Origin of the sequence: Metamycoplasma phocicerebrale (genome assembly GCF_003383595.3) — a bacterium.
Taxonomy (GTDB): domain Bacteria; phylum Bacillota_I; class Bacilli_A; order Mycoplasmatales; family Metamycoplasmataceae; genus Metamycoplasma; species Metamycoplasma phocicerebrale.
On sequence record NZ_CP033058.2, the window covers coordinates 107,522 to 124,853 of the forward strand.

Below are 17,332 nucleotides of genomic sequence, written 5' to 3' on the forward strand. Positions count from 1 at the left end.
TAAAGAGTAGTATGGGTCACAGTTAAATTGGAATGATCCTCTTGTACCTTCTTCGACTGTAACTGATTCATTGTATGCGCCAACACCTTCTGAACCACGATCAGCATATGAATATGTACTAATTCCATATCTTGGTACTTGGTTTGCAAAATATGAAAAACCATGTTCTATTGTAGCATTTCTGAATTGATTATATCCTTTAAATGCTTATAAAGCACCATAGTAAAATTGTTTGTTTGTAATTGACCCATATGCTTTGTCTGCATTTGCAGAATCTTTAAGAAGATTATACCCATTGTCTTCTAGTTGTTTTCTAGCACTTTTAAGATCTACATCTGAATCTAACTTAGCAATTAATTTAGAAGTATAGTATGAACTATCTTCGCGACCAAAGAAAAATTTTTCTTGATTTAATCATTTGTTAAATTCTTTTAAATCAACATTTCCATGTTTGTCACGAATTACTACTCTAACATCTTTAGCAGCTTCTGGTCCAACACCATCAACATCATATTTAATTTTAGGAGCTCATCTTGTTGTTTCGGAACCTGTGATTAATTTAGCAACTGCTTTAGCTGTTAATAACATATTATTAGCAGCTGTTTTAGTTGTATTGTATCCCGAATCATAAACATTTTGTGCTGTATCATCTGAAGTTGTCGAAATTTTTAGAATTGAATCATAAATTTTCTTGCCATTTGTTATGGAACCGGCAGTAGTTTGCATATGTCCTATACCAACATTTTTAGCATCTAAGTCTTTTTGAGTATAGCCTAAACCATAAACTTTATAAACTGTTGTTCCATCAAAAACTTCTATTGTGTTCTCAAGTTCTTTTACTGTATCAGTTTTAGAAACTTTTAATTCTTTAATATCTTCACCTAAGCCATGTTTTGCAGCTTTATAGTATTCTGAAACATAGAATTTGTGAAATGCTTTGGTATCAGCATCAATTGTTGTATTAGCTTCAATGATTTCTGAAACAGATTTTTCATTTTTTGAACCTTTAGCAAAATTTTTCAATTGTTCTGCATATTGTTTTGCCAAAATTGAATTAATATTGCTCTTAATTACTACTTTTGATAAAGTAACACCTATTTCAATACCTTCTTTTAAGTTGTCTTGAACCTTTTTAGCTTTTTTACCTTTAATAGAATTTATTGTACCATAAAACGAATTTGCGGGAAATGCATAAGGTACACCTCATCCTAAATATGTACCAACTAAACGTGAATGTGATGAATAAATTGATTTAGCTATAGATCAATCATATTCTAAACCACTCACTCATGCTAATGATGTTACATTTAAGTTATCTTTATTAATTGCCTCTAATTTGCTAATTCAACCTTGATAGAATTCGTTAATTTTTTCAACTTCTTCTCTTGAAGGATAGCCAAAATCATATGTTTTTTCGGCTTCTTTTTTAGCTACTAAAAATTGTCTGTAAGTTAAAACTACATAATGAGCTGTTAAACCAATAACTTCATCATTTGCAACTTCTGACTTTTCAGCAACATTCTTTAATGTTTTAAATACTGCTTCATCAATTTTCAATTGATAAGCATCTTTAAGTTCTTGCAATTCTTTTTCTGCTGTTTTTATTACGCCAGCCTTTGCAATAGCTTCTGGACTAGTTTTATCCACAATATCTTCAAATTCATCTTTTAATTTAATTATTGCATCATCTTTAGCATCAATAGCTTCTTTAGCCGATTTATTTGCTTTTTCTGCTGCTTCTTTTTGTTTTGTATATTCATTAATTAATTCTTTTGTTCTATTTTCTTTTGCTTTATTTACACCTGTTTGAATTCCGTAAGCAATAAGAGGTAACCCGGCAACTACTGCTGCACCACCTATCGCAATTCCAGAAATAAGTAAAGCTTTTTTTGATTTTGGAGTCATATTTACTAATTCCTTTTTTTATTAATATTAATAATATTTTTTTAAATTTAAAAAATTTTTTCGTAACAAAAAAATATGTTACGTAATTAAATTTTATAACACTTTTGCTTTTCAATTTTAATTTTAATAAAAATACACTAATTTTTAAGCTTATTATAAAGATTTTACTTTATTAAATACTATAATTATTTATGATTAAAAAATACAAATTATTACAATTTATGGAAATTTCTAGGAGAAATATGAAAAAAAAAATAATACTCACAATAATAGATGGTTTAGGAATAAGAAAAGAAACACAAGGCAATGCTTTTGCTTTGTCAAATCATCCCACTTTTGATATTTTGTTAAATGAATACCCTAATTCAATTTTGGAAGCATCTGGAAAATTTGTAGGATTGCCAGATAATCAAATTGGCAATTCTGAGGTTGGACACTTAAATATAGGAGCAGGAAGAATAGTATATACAGGCTTGTCTTTAATTAATCAAGAAATTAAAAATAATACTTTTCAAAAAAATAAAGCTTTGAATCTTATTATTGAAGACGCAATCGAGAAAGAAAAAACTTTGCATTTATTAGGTCTACTCAGTGATGGGGGAGTTCATTCTTATGACAAACACTTGTTTGAAATAATTAAATTAGCAAACTTTAGGGGCCTAAAAAAAGTATCTATTCACATTTTTGGCGATGGCAGAGATGTTAAACCTCAATCAATTAAAAAATCATTAAATGAATTAGAAAAATTAACAAAAAAATTTGAATACACAATTTCAAGTATTTCTGGAAGATACTATGCAATGGATAGAGATCAAGTTTTTGAAAGAAACGAATTAGCTTTTGAAGCTATATTAGGAAAATCTAAAAATATATTTAAAGATATAAATGAATATGTCGATAACCAATATAATGAAAAAATATATGATGAATTTTTTATTCCTGCTCAATATGAAAATGGCTTATTTTTAAAAGAAAATGATAATGTATTATTTTTTAACTTTCGGCCAGATAGAGCCAGACAACTAAGTCATTTAATTTTAAATAGTAATTTATATGAATATAAACCTAAAAATAAGATAAAAATAAATCTATTTTGCTCATTAATGAAATATGAAGGTATTAAATCGTTAATAGCTTTTGAAGAAATGAAAATAGAAAACCCATTAGGTAAAGTTTTGGAAAATAATAAAATAAAACAACTTAGATTAGCTGAGACTCAAAAATATGCCCATGTGACTTTTTTTATGGATGGCGGAATTGATATTGAATATAATAATGAAAAAAGAATATTGGTAAATAGCATCAAAGCTAAATCTTTTGCGGATTATCCACAAATGTCAGCAAAAGAAATAACAGATGAATTACTGAAATATATTAAAGATGTAGATTTTGTTATAATGAACTATGCAAATCCAGATATGGTGGGTCATACTGGCAATCTTAAGGCCACTATAAAAGCTATAGAGTTTTTAGATTCTCAATTTAAAAGAATATTGGAATACATTCAAAACAATGATAATGTAGTTTGATTTATTACAGCCGATCATGGAAATGCTGAACTAACAGAAGATGAAAATAATAAACCAACAACTAAGCACACCACAAATCCTGTTATGTTCATATGTAGTGATAAAACAATATTATTAAAAAATGGCTCTCTTTGTGATGTGGCTCCTACAATATTAAAATATCTAAAAATAAATGTACCAAAAGAAATGACTGGAAAAAATTTGATAAAATAAAACTGTTGACTTGGTTGACAGTTTTTATATAAAAAATAAAAAGAAATGCACTAAGCATTTCCTTAAACGGTCAATTTTATGAAATGGCGCGCCCGGCAGGAGTCGAACCCGCAACCTCTTGGGCCGTAACCAAACACTCTGTCCAATTGAGCTACGGGCGCATATAAAAATGGAGCCACCAACCGGATTCGAACCGGTAATCAAGGTGTTGCAGACCTATGCCTTGGCCGTTTGGCTATGGTGGCAACACTAATTTATAATTGCCTATAAATTATACGACAATTTTTTTTGTTTTTTATAAAATGAAAAATTAATATAATTTATAAAAACAAAAGGCTTAAAATAAAAAACATGCTTGTGGGTTGCATGTTAATATATTTTTGGAATATAGTTTATATTATAATACATTAATTTATTTTTTTGAAATTATTAATAAATTAAGTCTATTTTTTTAAATTAACTACTATTTTTATGAAATTATTAATAATAAAGTCTTTGAAAGAGTTTTCAATATCATTATTGTTAGTATTGTTATTATAATAATATCTTATTAAAAATTTAGAATTACGACTGCCTACATCTTTGTTTGTAGAAAGCAATATAGGCTGATTATTATTATTTCTAGAATCAAATACTTCTAATAAAAACTCTAAAAATCATTCATCTTTTTGACCAAATGTAACATTATAAATTGTTAGTATATCAACTTTATTCAAATGAGAAATAATAATATTTCTATCCTCTTTTTGAAATTTTAAATATCTTTGTAAGTCATTTGCATTTATTATAGCTACTGACTTATTAAAATTTATTGCATTCAATATAGATATATATTTTATAAAATCAGTAGATAAACTGTTGTTTTGATCATAAAATCATAAATTATCAAACAATACCCCTTTAGAAAGAGCTACATTAATTATTTTTTTTATATTTTCAGATTCGTTTGTTTTAATTTGATTAGATAAAAACTGCTTTAATGATTTTTTATAATTTTGAAATACAGACCTTTCAGCATTAGTTTCAAAGTATTTGCGAACTATTGGATCTAAAGGACTAATATCTGTAAATCAAAAATTTTCAGCTTTCTTTTTTTTATCAAAATTTGGGTCACTACTCATATCTTCTGCCAAAAAACCATATTTATCAACAAAAAGCTTATATTTTGGTTTTTCATTATGTTGAACATAATAGTCATGATATCTTTGTAAAATAATCATTCCTTTTTTAATTTGCTCTTCGTTTAAATTTAGTTTTTTGATTTCGTCTTTTATAAATTTTTTAGACAAAACTTTTTGTGTTAATTGTTTTGCCTCAATTTCTGAATTTTCAAAATCATCAATTTTAATTTTAGACATTTGATCAATCATTTATTACTCCTAGTCATCTCATTTTAACCCATCATCATATTTGTTTAATGTGTTATTTTTTACTTTATTTATTTTATTAGTTAAACCATTTTTATTTTTAAAATTAGCTATCTCATTTAATTCACTATCAATTAAAGCGGCTTCAAATAAATTTCTTTTAGCAAAGTCATTAGCAATTTTTTCAATATAGTTGCAAACTATAGAATTATTAACATTTATTGAATATTTTATAAACGCATTTATTGCTTTATCTTTAAATTTTAATAATTTTATTTTTTTTAACATTAGTATTTGACTAGGACTAAGTTCTTTTTTTGTAAAATAATGAATATATTCTTCGGATTTCAGATTAGAAAGCAAATGTGCTTCATCTACTAAGGTAAAATCAAAAATATTATCATCACTTTGTTCCAAAATTAGATTTTCTTCACTATATACATCAAAAAAGTTTTTAGATACGTCATTTAAATTTGAAAAATCTTGAGAATACACAGCATTATTTTTTATTAATTGTTGATATTTATAATTACCTATTTTAGAAATTAATAAATTTGATATTAAAGAATTTTTAACTATTTCGTTTGCATTTAATGGTTTATTTAATTTAATCAATAAATTCCCGTTTTCATCCTGGAAGGTTCTAATTAAACCTATTCCTTCTAATTTTTGTTTTGCTTTTTCAATTTCTTCTATACTTAAAATTAAAAATTCTGAAGTTTCGGATAAATCATATTTTTCGATATTATTTGTATTATATAAATCAAAAAAGTAGTGATACAAGCTTATACCTTGAGTTCCTACAATAGGAGAATAAAATGTTCTTATATTTATTAAATCTTTTGTAGATACATCTTCTGAATTATCAATAAAAAATTTAACTTGATTCATTTTATTTAACCCCTTTTTTTGTTTTGGTAACTACTATTTTATGAGACTAATTCAATTAAAAGTTTCGTTTTTTTATTTTTTAGAAAATAATTAAAAAAATAATATATGTTATAAACAAAACAAAATTGTTTTATCTTTTAAATTTAAGAATTTTTTTAAAAAAAAAATAAGTTTTCTACATAAAAATGTTGATAAATTTAAGTAGTTTTTTTGCTTTTGTCAATAAAAATTAATAATTTTAAAATATTCTTTAAAAAATAAGAAGAAAACCTTATATTTCATAAAATTAAAGTGTTTTGTTTTTAAACTAAATCTTTAAATCTTTAATTTATTTCTCTTTTTTATAACTATATTTATAACCTTAAAATTATTATTTATTTATAATTAAAATATGAAATTATTAAACTTACACTTAAATACTACTTTTTCTTTTCAAGAAAGCACAATAACAGTTGAAAATGCTATTCAAAAGGCCTTGGATTCTAGTGTAGAATATATTGTTTTTAGTGAAAAAAATAATTTTTTTAGTCTGGCAGAAGCTAATAAAAAATGTTTAGATAACAAAATAAAACCAATTTTCGGTTTAGAAGTTCATAGTTTTTTAAATGAAAAAGAAATTAGATACAATATATTTGCCAAAAACAAAGATTCTTTTATAGAACTTAAAAAACTTTCTTATGACTTGCTTTCTAATAAAAAAATTGATATTAAAAAAACAATAGAAGAAAATAGTAATTTATTTTTTATAGAAAATCCTAATTATAGTTACTTTAAATTAACTAATGAAATAATAAAAAAAGATAATTACTATATTGGTCTTTCTTTAAATGATTTAAAAAATTATAAAGATTATTTAGAACTTAATTATTCTAATTTTTTAATTTTTAAAAATTTTAATACTTTAAATTACTCAGATTATTCTATTTTACAATTACTAAATAAAATGAATAATTCTAATGAAAAAGTAATAATAGAAGAACCTTTGAATTTTGAATTCCAAACAAAAGACCCCTTAATAATAAATTTAGTAAGTAAAACTAATGAGTTTATAAAACATTTGTATTTTCCAATAAATTTTGAATCTTATAATTTAATTAAATTCCCAAATGAGAAAAAAATAAGTTCGAAAGATTATTTAAAAGAATTAATAACAAAGAATTTAAACAAAATTAACCCAGAAAATTGAAATGAAGTATATAAAAAAAGACTTTTACACGAATTTTCTATTATAACTTCTTTAAAATTTGAAGACTACTTTTTAATTATTCAAGATTGAATTAACTGAGCTAAAAATAATAATATTTCTATAGGGCCGGGAAGAGGTTCTTCTGCCGGATCATTAATTAGCTACTTACTTGGTATAACCGAAATAGATCCGATTAAATATAATTTAATATTTGAAAGATTTTTAAATCCAAAAAGAGTTAATATGCCCGATATTGATGTTGATGTACAAGATGATAAAAGAGATTTAATTATTCAATACTTAATAAAAAAATATGGTTTTGAAAATGTTGCAAACATAGTTACTTTTTCAACTTTGGGAAAAAAATCAGCTATTAGAGATGTTTTGCGAGCATATGAAATTAGTCCTACTAAAATTAATAGAATATCAAAATTGTTATCTTCAAATGATGAAAGTCTAGAAGAAGAGTCTACTAAGAACATTAATTTTATTAAAGAATTAGACCAATTAAATCCTAATGATTCAAATTTTAAAAATAAAATTATTGAGGAAACCAGTCGAATTTCAGGTTTTTATAGGCAAACTGGGACACATGCAGCAGGAATTGTTCTTAATTCTAAAGAAATAATAAAATCTATTCCAACTTTTGAAACAAGTGATCATATTCAACAAACACAAGCTAGTATGGAATATTTAGAGAGCTATGGCCTAATCAAAATGGATATCTTGGGATTAAAAACTTTAACAACAATAAAAGAAATAGAATCTAATATAGAAAGTAAAATTAATTCCAAAATAGATTGAAATAAAATAAATTTTAATGATAAAAAAACATTTGAACTATTATCAAATGGTAATACTGCTGGAATTTTTCAAGTGGAAAGCCCTATAATGATAAAAGCTTTAAAAGAAATTAAGGTTAATTGTTTTGATGATATTGCTTCTATCATTTCTATAAATAGACCAGGGCCAATGGCTCATATTAAAGAATATGCAAAAAGAAAATTTGGAATTGAAAAGACTCCATTAATCTCAACTGAATATGACAAAATAGTGGCTTCGACTTATGGAATTATAATATATCAAGAGCAAATTATGGAAATAGTTCAAAAAGTTGCAAATATGTCTTTTGAAGAAGCAGATATGCTAAGAAGAATTATTTCCAAGAAAAAGGCTAATCAAATGGCTCAAGTCGAAGAAAATTTTATTTCAAAAGCTATACAAAATAAATATAAATTAAGTGTGGCAAAAGAAATATTTAACAACATTTCAAAATTTGCGGATTATGGTTTTAATAAGTCGCATGCTATTGCTTATGCAATGCTAACATTTAAAATGGCTTATTTAAAAGCTAATTACCCATTAGAATTTTATGCTTCTTGTATAAGTTCGGCAAATGGAGCTCAAGCAACTGTTGGAAAATATGTTAATGAAGCTAAAACAATGGGAATAAGAATTATAAGTCCCAATATTAATTTATCATTAACCCAAGCAAATATTTATAATAATGAAATTATTCTTCCATTAAGTTTAATAAAAGGTTTGGGTCCTGAGATAGTAAAATTAATAGTTGAGAACAGAAATAAAAATGGAAAATATAAAAACTTTTTACATTGCATATTTTGTTTGTCACAAATTAAATCAATAGGAAAATCTACTTTAGAATTATTAATAAAATCAGGAGCATTAAGAGATTTTAAATTAAGTCAAAATACAATGCTAAATGAAATTGATGCTAAATCAGATTCAATTATTTTTATAAAACAAAATATTCAAATAGAAGCTAATAAAATTATTGACAAAATTCTTGCTTATAACCCTGAAAATATTTTAGAAGATGATGAAACAATTTTAGAACAAAATGAATTAGATTTATTAGGGCAATCTTATAATCATTCTCCTACCTCTAAATATGAAATTGATGGTAATAGATTAATAGATACAAGATTTAATAATGAATATATATTAATAAGCAAATGTACAAATTATTCTTTTGGCGCTGATAAAAAAGGAAGAATGTATCAAAAGCTAGATTTTCAAGATTCAAGTTTTAAAGTAGTGGCTTTTGTATATTCACAAGAAGATTCATTAAAAGATTTAAAAAATAAATTAGTAAAAATTAAATTTGTAAGAAGATATGACAATGTAATTAAACTGAAAGAATGAAAGGTTATTAATTAATATGAAAGAGAAAATTTTAATATTAGATGGAACATATTTAGCATATAGATCTTTTTTTGCTATGAATAAAACGGGAGTAATATTAAAAAACGAAGATGGTTTTTCAACTAATACTGTTTTATTATTTTTTAGAACCTTATTTACTTTGTTATTAGAACATAGAACTCCATATGTTTTTGTTGCTTTTGATGCTAAAGGAAAAACATTTAGACATGAAATGTATGACAAATACAAAGATGGTAGAGCTAAAATGCCAAAAGAATTTTATGATCAAATTAATTTAATAAAGGATTTATTGACAAATATTAATATTTTTCATTATGAAGTTGAAGGTTTTGAAGCTGATGATATTATAGCTAATGTTTGTAAACACTATCCATTTAATTATAAATTAATATTTTCTGCCGATCAAGATTTAAATCAACTTATAGATAAAAATACTAACATTATTAAAAAGCATAAAAATTCAATAATTATTTTAAATAATGAAAATTTTTCTACTATTTATGATTTTGAACCGTGGCAAGTAGTTGATTACAAAGCAATAGTTGGCGACAATAGTGACAACTTTTTTGGAATAAAAGGCATTGGTCCAAAAACTGCAGCTAAATTATTAAAAGAATATGGTTCTTTGGATAATATTTATGCTAATTTAGAAAATATAAAACCAATTTGAGCTGAAAAATTTCAAGAATATAAAAGTATTGCTTTTAGAGATCAAACAATTGCTCGACTAGTAACTAATTTTGAAATTCCAAATTTAAACTTAGATAATATGTCTATTTATAAACTCTCATTAAAAGAGGAAACAATAAAATTGTTAGATAAATATCAACTTAATACAATTAAACAAAAAATTTCTAGTTTAATCAAAATGTTGCATTAAAAATTTGGCGCAAACCAAATTTTTTATTTTGATAAAAATATATAACCTTCGACTTTTTTTAACTCTGTAACAACAATGAAAGCGTGAGAGTCGTATTTGGCAATTATTTGTGATAATTTAGCGGCTTCTATATATAAACAAACTATTAATAAAGATTTTTGTGGTTTTTTACTATATCCTCCTACAAAATCTGTTATACTAGTTGAAAATTTTTGATCAGTTAGTTTATTTATATGTTCTAAAATTAATTGTCAATGACTTGAAATAACTTCAACTTTAACCATTTTAAATTTAGGAAATAAATATGACAATAATCAACCATTAAATAAAACCATTATTAGTCCTGCAACAAAAGCAGGTGAAAAATAAAATTGTAAATTCCAATTTTTTTGTTGCAAAGCAAAGGGCATATAGCTACCAAAGAAGTTGGCAATTAAAAATGAAACTAAATGTAACATCATTAATATAGCGCCAACATCCTTATATTTCTTTAGTGATAAATATACACTTAGCATGTCAAAACCACCAGAACAACCATCAATAATTAAAAGCAAACTTGTAAATATACCTTGCAATGCGCCTCATACCAAAGCATAAAAGAATATTGCATACCCTCCAGGTTGAATATTATTTCAAGTTAAAAGTCCATGTTCAGAAACTTTGCCAGTATCGTGAATTGCTTTTCCTATTGTAAGGAGGCTAATATTATCACCTCCAAAAATTAATAATTTTGATGTTCCTGGTATATTACTAATAATAAGACCAGCTACTGATACAGCTACCATAAAAATTATTGTTAAAACAGCAAATTTTTTACTTATTTTCTTATAAGACAAAATAAATAATGGTATGTTCGCAAATAAATTTAATAATCAAAAAATTAAATTATAAATTATTTTAGCTCCGGCAATGTTTTTTGTTACCATAAAATAATTTGTAAATCTAGCTACAGATTGAGAAACTGCCGCTATACCCATTTCATAAAGTCCTGTAATTTGAATAAAAAAGTATTGAGTAAAACCAAATAGTAACCCAATTATTACAGTTAATAATATTTGTATTTTTACATTTTTAATTCTATACATTGAACCAAAACGTAACAATTTTTGTTTTATTTTCGCTCTATATATTGTTTTTTGTTCTGGTTCAGGATTTTGCCTCTTCATAAATAAAATTATAAATAAATAAAATAACTAATAAATAAAATAAAAAATAAAAATGCCCATTTTTTTTATTTAAGAGCATTTTCTCATATATAAAACTTTATTTTATTATTATTTTTGTTTTTCATCTAATTGCTTTTGATAAATTTCAAGATTCTTTTTATGTAGGTCCAATTTATCTCTTTTTTCTTTAACTTTTTCAGGACTTGCTTTTTCTATGAATTTAGGGTTATTGATAAATTTTTCATTAAACTCAATTTCTGCTTTTGTTGTTTTAATTAATTTTTGAAGTTCAATAATTTCATTTTCTTTATCTTCTAATCTTTGTTCAATATAAATTTTTCCAAAAGAAGATTGAATAGAAAAATCTTTATTTTCTTTTCACACAAAATTTGATAATTTTTGAACTATAATGTCTTGAGACTTGCTTAAAGCTTCTTCTTCAATAGAATATCCTAAAGTTTGAGCTTTTGAAATTTGTTTATCTTCTCTATATTTTCTTAATATAGTAATTAATTCTATTAAGTTATTTATTTCTTTTGAATCATAATCCTCAGACAAAATATAATTGTTTAAGTCAGTTTCCAAAAGCTCTTCATTATAAATTGTTTCAAATAAATAATCAGTTAAAAAAGGCATATAAGGATGTAAAGTAATCAATATTTCTCTAAATAAATAATGTATAAATAAATTATTGTTTTTAAATTTTAAAAATTCTAAATACCAAGAAGAAAATTTATTTATAACAAAATCTTGAATATATTTATAAACAACAGTAAATTCATAATTTTTCATTGCTTCATAAATATTCTTATTCATATAATTAAATTCATTTAATATTCATAAATCATATTGATCTAAAGAATTTATATCTAATTTTTCAGATAAATTCACCGGAATATTTGATATCAATCTTGCTATATTTCAAAACTTATTAATAAACAATCTCGAAGCTTGTATTTTTTCATTATTAAAGTTTATATCTTGGCCAGGAGTACAATTAAATACCAAAGACATTCTTAAAACATCTGAACCATGTTCATCAATAAAACTAATTGGATCAATACCATTGCCTAAAGATTTAGACATTTTTCTGCCTTGAGAATCACGAACAATACCATGCAATAAAACTTCATCAAATGGTTTTTCATTCATAAAATGTAAACTTTGAAAATACATTCTAGATACTCAAAAGAAAATAATATCATAGCCAGTAACTAAAAGGTTAGTTGGAAAATACCTTTTTAGTTTTGTATCATTCTTAGGTCATCCTAAAAAAGCGAAAGGAGCCAATGCTGAACTAAATCAAGTATCTAAAACATCTGGATCTTGTTTTCATCCTGGGCCTGGGTTTTCAATTTGAACTAAAACCTTATTATCTTTATATCATGCAGGTATTCTATGTCCTCATCATATTTGTCTACTAATCGTCCAATCGTAAACATTTTCCATTCATTTTTTTAAACTTTCTTCAAATCTAATAGGTTTAATTTTTACTCCATTAGCACTTTGAAGATTTTTTAATAAATCTTCAGAAAAAGTTTTCATTTTCACAAATCATTGTTTTTTCACCAATACTTCTACTGGCGTTTTAGATCTTTCACTATACCCAACATTTGAAACAATGTTTTCTATTTTAGAAATATACCCTTTAGATTCTAAGGTATATGCTATTAATTCTCTAGCCTCAAATCTATCTGTTCCTCTTAATGCCCCCGCATTTGCATTCATTTTTCCTTCATCATCTATACATTCTCTAATTTCTAAATTATTTTCTTTTATTATTTCAATATCATCTATAGCGTGCGCTGATACTTTCATAATGCCAGTTCCAAAATTTGGATCTATTGATTCAGAAGAAATTATTGGCAATTCATTTTGAGTTAGAGGATGAATAATTTTGGCTGATTTTAATATCTGAAATCTTTCATCTTGTGGATTTAAAGCTAAGGCAACGTCAGAAAACATAGTTTCTGGCCTAGTTGTTGCAACAATTAAATATTGTTCAGTATCTTTGATAGGGTATTTAACATAATACATTTTTTGTTTTATCTCTGTTGAAATAACTTCAATATTCGATAATGCTGTTTTTAAATTAACATCTCAACTAATAGGTTTTGTATCACGATAAATTAATCCTTCATTGTATAAGTCTATAAATACTTTCATGACAGCTTCATTTGCACCTTCATCTAAAGTAAATCTTTCTGAAGTATAATCTAGAGCTAAACCAAGTTTTCCTCATTGCTTATTTATATTATTTGAATACTCTTCTTTTCATTTTCAAATTTCTTGAATAAATTTATCTCTTCCTAATTTATATTTGTTAATTCCTTCACTTGCTAATTTCTTTTCAACTACAGCTTGGGTTGCTATGCCTGCATGATCTTTACCTGCAACTCACATAACATCATAACCCTTCATTTTTTTATATCTAATTATAGTATCGGGAATATAATTATCTAAAGCATGCCCAATATGAAGTTTACCCGTTACATTAGGAGGAGGTAAAATTATTGTAAATGGAGGTTTTACTAAATCATGAGTTGAAAAAGCTTTCATATCTATTCATTTTTGATTTCTATTTTTTTCAACAATATTATGATCAAATGATTTATCCATTTTTTTCTCCTTTCTATTATTATTTAAATTATTAAAACTTAACATTTCAAAATCTGAAAATGTAGACTTATCTAAAAATTCTTTATTTTCGCTATGTGAAGCATTCTCTATTTTAAATATTTTCTTTAATTCTTGATTGCTTATTTGTTCAATTTTAGCTCATTTCGACAATTCATCTCATTTACATCAAACTATGTGATCCTCTTCTATTTCATATTTAAAAACATTCATATATTCTTTAGAACTTTTGATGTAATCAGTAAATTGTGGATTACTACCATCTAATTTGCCCATCATTACCTTAGATAAGGGATTAATAGGATTTTCCAATACTTTATTTGTTTTACCTTGTTCAATAACTCTTGCACCATTAATTATATAAATATCATTTGTTATTTTAGAAGCAACATTTATATCATCTAAAAAATAAATAGCTAAACATTCATTATCCAAAGTATATTCATTTAATCTTTTTATAATGCTAATTTGCAATTCTTTTTTTAGATTATGAATTTTAGGACCTAAAATAATTAAACTTGGTTTATTAATTAAAATCTTTTGCAATTCTAATTCAACTTTTTCTTCTTGTGACAAATGAGGCAAATTCAATGTTAATTTATCCAATGGAATTTTTGAATAATCTAATATTTTATAAATACTTGATTTTAAAATTAACTTATAAAAAGTGCTTGAATGTCTTCTTGTAGAACCTTCAATAAATTTTTTATAGTCGTGATATTGATTAAATAAATCAAAAAGTAAAACACTAAGTTCTCTTAAATCATATATAACTTTTACCAATAGATTTGTCGAAATTAATTCATTTTCATTAATTTGTTTAAGTAATTCTGGTTCTAAATAAAAAATTTCCTTTAAAAATCTATAAATTCTGCTTTTTATAATTTTCAAATTTTTATTATTATCTATAAATGTTGATACTGTATCTGAATAGTATTTTTTAGCTTGATTTCTAATTTTCTTACCTTCAGTATCTACATTTCAATGATATTCAGCTTGTTTTTCTAAAAAATTATATTCATATTGTTTTAATTGAGCTATATCCAAGAAGTTGTCAGTAGTATTACTTAAAGAATTATTTTTAAGCATAATTTCTTTTGTAATTTTGTCATCATCATCTTTCTTATAATATTTAAATCTATCAATATACATTCTTGAATTTTTTAAAAACATTGAATTTGCCACAAATTTTACTTCTCTTTTGATTTTCATATTAGACTTGCTTGAACCTACAGAGGTTTGTATTTCTGAAATCATTAAGTCTCTTAAAGTATAAATATCTTCAACAAAATTCATAAAATTAGATTGATCTAATGACATTATTTGATAATGATATTTTTTAATAAATTTATAATAAATCTTACTTATATAATAATGAGAATAATGATGTAAAAACGAATCACCTCTTAACCTTTTAGATAATTCAAACTTTGTAAATTTTATTTCTTGCGCAAAATCGTTTTTTATTTTTGCAAAATACTTTCTAATTTCGTTCTTTTTGCTTAATTTAATTAACGATTTTTCAATATGACTTTTTATTTTATTAAAAAATATATTAGTATTCGCCCTAGATTTTATAACATTTTTTTTATTATACATTTCTAAATATGTTTTTTTGGCTTGCCTATATTCTTTATATTGAAGCAATGAATCACCATTATGATAATTTTCAATAGTTTTTTCTAAAAAGGCAAAAAATTCTTTCTCATTATATTGAATTTTTTTAATAATTTCTTTTTGTAAATTATTAATTTCTGAAATAAATGATATTTTTTGACCAATTGACATTGTTTTTAAATTTTTTATGTCAAAAGAAGCAATCTTTTCTTTCAATTCTGTAATAATAGAAGAAATTTCTTGTTGCAAATTAAAGTTATTTTTAAAATATTCGGCCCCAAGATGAAACCTTGAATCTTGATAAATATCATTTCAATTATTGTCAAAAACTTTTGTTAAGGCGGCTATCACTTCACTTTTTTTTATATATTTTTCTAAATAAGAAAAAACCGTTTCATTTGTTTTTGATTTAAAAATATTTTCATTATCAAAACCAAAGGCTAAATTTTTTTGATAGTCTATTCTTTTATTTATAGGAATAAATTTGTTTTCATTATCTAATTTATATTCTATAAAGCCTTGATATTTTTTAGGACTTATATTATTATCAATTAACAACGTAAAAATATTATCAATAGCTCAATCATTTCTGCTACCGATAATACCTAAAATTGAACTCTTGCTTAATAATAAATTTACGTTTTCAATTGCTATTTTATATTTAATAATATTATTTTCTGTTTGCTTAACGCGTTTTTTTAAATCAATAATACGTAAAGCAACAATTTTATTATCTCCCATTAGAATCTATCTCCTTCTTTTGATCTAACCAAAGAGGAAACAACTTTATATGTAGCAAGAATAATGGCTAAATTAAAAAATATTTTAATAGGACTTGTTAACGTTTGGGCCGTAAAGTTTACTCAAAAATCTGTTTTTAAAGTAGAAGTATCGGCTCAAGCTAATAAGATAGTATTTATAAGCTCTAGTACAGCACAAAAAGTGATTATTGCCATAACTTCAATAAAAGTTTGAAATTTTTTACGCAATAAAAATCTATATAAAACCACAAAAAGAACCATTGCCATAAATCCTGAAGTTGTAAGAATCATATAAAAATTTCTATTTTTAATAAAACGGTTGTGTTCAAAAATTGAATTATCCAATTTAGAAAATATTGCTATAATTAATACAATTTGTACAACTAATAAACATATTGTAGAAATAAAAGAAAAGTTTACCATGGCTGTAGGTTTCTTTTTATTTTCTAGCAAAATTATTTTAACTTCATAAAAAGCTATTTTTTCCGAAAAGTATTGTAAATCAAGAGAATTTCCTTTTGCTAGAGCTTCTGCAAATTGAATTTTAAAAAATTCAACTCTTTGCTTGTATTTAAAAATTCTATAATTTCTAGAAAAAAACAATTCATTGATGTTAAAGAAATAATAAGCTGCTATGCCTGGTATGAAACCTGCAACAGCTACTGCTAAAGTATATAAAAAATTATAATATGTTGGAACCAATGCAAATGATATAAAATCTGCTAAAACCCCTGTAATAAAGCCGACTATTGGACCAAATATAAAACCTGTTATTTTTATTGGTAACCCTATAAAACTAAATTTAAAGGCTGGTAAGGCACTAATAGGCAAAATTCTAACAGATATTAAAAAGAAAACTACTGATATAGCTATCAAAACCCCAACAAATGCTATTTTCTTAGGGTTTCATTTACGATATGATATATTTGTTTGAGATCTAAGCCAATGCAAATAGTGGGTTAAACCTCCGGGCATTTTTGAGTCCATAATTCT

General features: G+C 24.4%; 9 protein-coding genes and 2 tRNA genes. 3 read left to right on the top strand and 8 right to left on the bottom strand.

Annotated elements, in window-relative coordinates; genetic code table 4:
• Nucleotides 1–207 precede the first annotated feature (207 nt).
• Nucleotides 208–1,905: a ribosome-recycling factor gene (locus tag DMC14_RS05680; RefSeq protein WP_277870942.1), complete on the bottom strand. Its 1,698-nt coding sequence runs from the start codon at nt 1,903–1,905 to the stop codon at nt 208–210.
• 242 nt (nt 1,906–2,147) lie between these two features.
• Here DMC14_RS05680 and gpmI point away from each other — a divergent pair, with 242 nt between their 5' ends.
• Nucleotides 2,148–3,647 (top strand): 2,3-bisphosphoglycerate-independent phosphoglycerate mutase, encoded by a 1,500-nt coding sequence (gpmI, locus tag DMC14_RS00455; RefSeq protein ID WP_116171878.1) that lies wholly within the window; start codon nt 2,148–2,150, stop codon nt 3,645–3,647.
• Nucleotides 3,648–3,731: 84 nt separating this feature from the next.
• On the opposite strand, the gene DMC14_RS00460 is transcribed toward gpmI, so the two are convergent.
• From DMC14_RS00460 to DMC14_RS05690, 4 genes are all read right to left on the bottom strand, one after another.
• Nucleotides 3,732–3,808, bottom strand: a tRNA-Arg gene (locus tag DMC14_RS00460).
• A gap of 9 nt (nt 3,809–3,817) precedes the next feature.
• Nucleotides 3,818–3,892, bottom strand: a tRNA-Cys gene (locus DMC14_RS00465).
• A 198-nt stretch (nt 3,893–4,090) separates the two neighbouring features.
• The gene (locus DMC14_RS05685) at nt 4,091–5,017 is read right to left on the bottom strand and encodes a primosome protein (protein WP_116171879.1); all 927 of its coding nucleotides are present in this window, start codon (nt 5,015–5,017) and stop codon (nt 4,091–4,093) included.
• A gap of 9 nt (nt 5,018–5,026) precedes the next feature.
• Nucleotides 5,027–5,905 (bottom strand): DnaD domain protein, encoded by an 879-nt coding sequence (locus tag DMC14_RS05690; protein WP_116171880.1) that lies wholly within the window; start codon nt 5,903–5,905, stop codon nt 5,027–5,029.
• Between the two features lie 391 nt (nt 5,906–6,296).
• Here DMC14_RS05690 and dnaE point away from each other — a divergent pair, with 391 nt between their 5' ends.
• Nucleotides 6,297–9,272, top strand: a complete 2,976-nt coding sequence (gene dnaE / locus DMC14_RS00480) for a DNA polymerase III subunit alpha (RefSeq protein WP_116171881.1) — start codon at nt 6,297–6,299, stop codon at nt 9,270–9,272.
• Between the two features lies 1 nt (nt 9,273).
• On the top strand, nt 9,274–10,158 hold the full coding sequence (locus DMC14_RS00485; RefSeq protein ID WP_116171882.1) for a 5'-3' exonuclease: 885 nt from the start codon (nt 9,274–9,276) through the stop codon (nt 10,156–10,158).
• Nucleotides 10,159–10,181: 23 nt separating this feature from the next.
• Here the strand turns inward: DMC14_RS00485 and DMC14_RS00490 are convergent, their stop codons facing one another.
• The 3 genes from DMC14_RS00490 to DMC14_RS00500 all read right to left on the bottom strand — a co-directional run bounded on the left by DMC14_RS00490 (nt 10,182) and on the right by DMC14_RS00500 (nt 17,326).
• Nucleotides 10,182–11,324 carry a YitT family protein gene (locus tag DMC14_RS00490; RefSeq protein WP_116171883.1) on the bottom strand — a complete coding sequence of 381 codons (1,143 nt, stop codon included), beginning with the start codon at nt 11,322–11,324 and terminating at the stop codon, nt 10,182–10,184.
• Nucleotides 11,325–11,432: 108 nt separating this feature from the next.
• A complete protein-coding gene (locus tag DMC14_RS03610) occupies nt 11,433–16,319 on the bottom strand; it encodes a valine--tRNA ligase (protein ID WP_277870944.1) in 4,887 nt (1,628 codons plus the stop codon).
• Complete coding sequence (locus DMC14_RS00500; protein ID WP_116171884.1) at nt 16,319–17,326, bottom strand: ECF transporter S component; 1,008 nt, start codon at nt 17,324–17,326, stop codon at nt 16,319–16,321. Before DMC14_RS00500 ends, DMC14_RS03610 begins: the two co-directional genes overlap by 1 nt.
• Nucleotides 17,327–17,332: the final 6 nt, after the last annotated feature.